Source organism: Kitasatospora sp. MY 5-36 (assembly GCF_001182915.1).
GTDB lineage: Bacteria > Actinomycetota > Actinomycetes > Streptomycetales > Streptomycetaceae > Kitasatospora.
The window spans coordinates 1-3,592 of sequence record NZ_LFVW01000883.1 but is presented as its reverse complement, the minus strand read 5'-3'; the positions used below and the strand labels follow the sequence as shown (position 1 = coordinate 3,592).

The 3,592-nt window shown below is 73.4% G+C and carries 2 protein-coding genes and 1 pseudogene; all 3 read left to right on the top strand.

The features are described 5' to 3' along the window. Positions 1-787: 787 nt before the first annotated feature. Positions 788-1,327, top strand: a complete 540-nt coding sequence (locus AE652_RS43290; protein WP_143204652.1) for a hypothetical protein — start codon at positions 788-790, stop codon at positions 1,325-1,327. 190 nt (positions 1,328-1,517) lie between these two features. Continuing rightward, positions 1,518-1,793 carry a hypothetical protein gene (locus tag AE652_RS37700; RefSeq protein ID WP_198959456.1) on the top strand — a complete coding sequence of 92 codons (276 nt, stop codon included), beginning with the start codon at positions 1,518-1,520 and terminating at the stop codon, positions 1,791-1,793. Positions 1,794-2,145: 352 nt separating this feature from the next. Beyond that, positions 2,146-3,592, top strand: a pseudogene (locus AE652_RS37695) (type I polyketide synthase); the annotation flags it as partial.

Here is a 3,592-nt window from a genome sequence, read left to right as displayed (position 1 = left end):
AGCAGAGCCCCCGCCCACGGCCACCCCGCCGGAGGGGCGGCCGTGGAAGCTCCGGCCGCCCTTCCCCCGCGGCCCGGTCCGGCCTGCGCGCCCCCGACCGGGCCCGCCGCCGAGCGGGCGCTCTCCCCATGTGTGCCGGTCGGCCGTTGCCCGGCCGCCGTCGGGTAATGCCTTTGCCTATGGCCGCCCTTCCCCGGCGGCCCTGCCCGTCACACCCCGTCACCGCCTGCCTGCCCTCGCCTGCCGCCCCGTCGCCTTCCGCCTGCCTCCCGTCGTGCGCGGGAGGCAGCGCGCGTTTCCAGGCCCCCGGGCCCGCGGCGCCCGTCCCACGCCTCCCCAGCTGCGGATGAGCGCCCGGCGGCACCATCCGGCCGAACCGTGCGAAAACGGAATCCGACATGTTGCATTCCGCTTCTGTGACTCATGTGACTGACGTGACTGTTGTGATGGATGTGGGTGCAGGGAATGGCGTGAATTGGTGGGTCAGGAAAGTGTTGCGTTTCCGTGACAGCCGCGCCTATGATCAACGGAAAGCTTCGATATTGATCGAACCCCGGGGGGGTGTTTGGACGGCGGGGGCCAGTCGGGTGTTCAACTGATGTCGCGTCGCAGTTGAACACCGGTCGGCCGCGGAGGGGTGGGCGGGGGTAGGGGCGGAAGGATTGGGCTCTGAATCCCGCTGCCGGGTTCCGCGAATGAAGCAATCAATTTGCCGGTGATTCCGCGGGTGGTGTCGTACCGGCGCGATGGGGACTTGGGTCGGCGTGTTCTGAAGGGGGAGTTCAGCATGGGGGAGCGCCTGCGCACCGCTCCGACTCCGGTCGGTGCGGATGGCGGCCGGGGTCCGGGAGGTCCGGTCGGAGCATCCGAAACGGCCTCCGGGGGCGGCCGGCCGGCGGAGCGGGCCGCGCGCGCCGAGGCGGCGTTGCGGATCCTCCAGGCCCATCCCTCGTTGTCCGACCGGGCGGTCGCGGAGTCGACCGGCCTTGGCGCGCGAACCGTTGCCGAGCTGCGGCGCCTGTCGGAATCCGTGGCGGAATCCGGATTCCGGATCGGCCGGGACGGCAAGTCCCGCCCGTTGAACGGCGCGGCCGGCCGGCTGCGCGTGGCGGAGCTCCTCGGGGAGAACCCGAAGGCCTCGCTGCGCCAGTTGGCCAGGACGGCCGGGGTGTCGCCCGCGACGGCGCTCGATGTGCGGCGGCGGCTGGAGCGCGGTGAGGAGCCCGTCCCGGTGAAGCGGGCCGCCATTGCGCCGGGGGTTTCCCCGAAGGGTGCCGCGCCGGCCGGGGGGAATGGCTTCGCGGGGGGTTTCGGCCGGACCGGCTGATTTCCCGTCGGCGTTAATCGATTTCTAATCCCCGCCGTAATTCCGATCGGATCTTGTGCCTTTGTCGGACCGCCGATAAAGTCGAAGTCGGCCTGCAGTATTCCTGCGCCTTGCCTGAAATATAATCTCGCATCCACCAGAGGAGCGGCCAATCATGACGCACCGATTCTCGCTTGTCCTGAACCGAGAAGTGAACGATCAGGAGAAGGTCACCCTGAAGGAGGCGAGCCGCGCCGACATCGCGTTCGTCGACGACACCCTCCCGACGAACGCCGACGTCCCGGTCACCCGGATCGAATTCGAGGACGGGGTCACGGCCACGCTCGCCGAGGCCATCGAGGCCGGCTTCGAGGCCGTCAAGGCCGTCCCGGACCTGTCCGTCCCGGGCCTGAGCGTGCCCGCCCAGCCGGCCGCGGCCGAGGGCGGCGAGGAGGCCGTCAACGAGGCGGCCGAGGCCGTCTCCTGACGGCACGCACGTCCCCGCCCCGCGGGGACTGAGGCCGACTCCTGCGCGGGCGCCGAGCAGCAACCGCGCGGGAGCCGGGCGCCGTTCCCGCGGCAACCGCGCGGGAGCCGGACAGTGATCCCGCGGCAGGCGCGCGGGATCCGCGCCGCAGCACCGCCGGGCACCGGGGGAGGAGCGCGGCCGCCGCGAGGAGCGGTCGGCCGCGGTCTTCCGCGTGCCCGCCCGCCCGGCGGGAGCGGTGCGGTGGCAGCACCGTGAAGAACACGTACTCCAGTGGCAGGGCCGCGCTCGTCGTGCACGCGCGCGGTCAGCACGTCGACTCGCAGTTCACTACGGGGGGAGCAGGGCCGCCATGGCCGACGAACAGCAGCTTCGCGACTACCTCAAGGTCGTGACGGCCAAACTGCGCAGCACCCGGACGGAACTGGACCGGCTCAGGCACGAGCCCATCGCCGTCGTCGGCATGGGCTGCCGCTACGCCGGCGGCGTCGACAGCCCCGAGGCGCTGTGGCGGCTGGTCGCGGACGGCGCCGACGCCGTCGCCGGCTTCCCCGCCGACCGGGGCTGGGACACCGCGGGGCTCTACGACTCGCCCGACCTGCCGGGCTCCACCACCCGTGAGGGCGCCTTCCTGTACGAGGCGGCCGAGTTCGACGCCGCCTTCTTCGGGATCAGCCCGCGCGAGGCCCTCGCATGGACCCGCAGCAGCGGCTGCTGCTGGAGACCTCCTGGGAGGCCGTCGAGCGCGCCGGCATCGATCCGGCCACCCTGCACGGCTCCCGCACCGGCGTGTTCACGGGCGTCTACTCCTCCGCCGCGGCCTACGGGAGCGACGCCGGCCTGGACTTCGCGGAGGCCACCGGCCACCTGCTGACCGGCACCGCCAACAGCGTGCTCTCCGGCCGGATCTCCTTCACCCTCGGCCTGGTCGGCCCCGCCGTGACGGTGGACACCGCCTGCTCCTCCTCCCTGGTCGCCCTGCACCTGGCGGTGCAGGCGCTGCGCGCCGAGGAGTGCGACCTGGCCCTGGCGGGCGGCGCGACCCTGATGTCCTCCCCGGTGCTGTTCCGCGAGTTCTCCCGCCAGCAGGGCCTGGCCGCCGACGGCCGCTGCAAGCCCTTCTCGGCGGACGCCGACGGCACGGGCTGGGGCGAGGGCGCCGGCATGGTCGTCCTGGAGCGGCTGTCGGACGCGCGCCGCAACGGGCACCCCGTCCTGGCGGTGATCAGCGGCAGCGCGGTCAACCAGGACGGCGCCTCCAACGGGCTGACCGCGCCCAACGGCAGCTCGCAGCGCGTCGTCATCCGGGCCGCCCTGGACAACGCCCAGCTGACGGCGGCCGACGTGGACGCCGTGGAGGCGCACGGGACGGGCACCCGGCTCGGCGACCCGATCGAGGCCCAGGCCCTGCTGGAGACCTACGGGCAGGCGGCGGGCCGCGCCGACGACCGGCCGCTGTGGCTGGGCTCGGTGAAGTCCAACATCGGCCACACCCAGGCCGCGGCCGGTGTCGCCGGTGTGATCAAGATGGTGATGGCGCTGCGGCACGGCGTGCTGCCCCGCACCCTGCACTCCGAGCGGCCCTCGGAGTACGTCGACTGGACGGCCGGCCGGATGCGGCTGCTGCAGCGGCCGGTGGACTGGCCCCGGCCCGCGGACGACACCCCCCGGCGCGCGGCCGTCTCGGCGTTCGGCATCAGCGGCACCAATGCCCACCTGGTGCTGGAGGACGCGCCCGAGCCGCAGGCCCCGGCCGCGGAGCCGGTGCGGGCCGCCGCCCCGGCCGTCCTGCCCGGGTC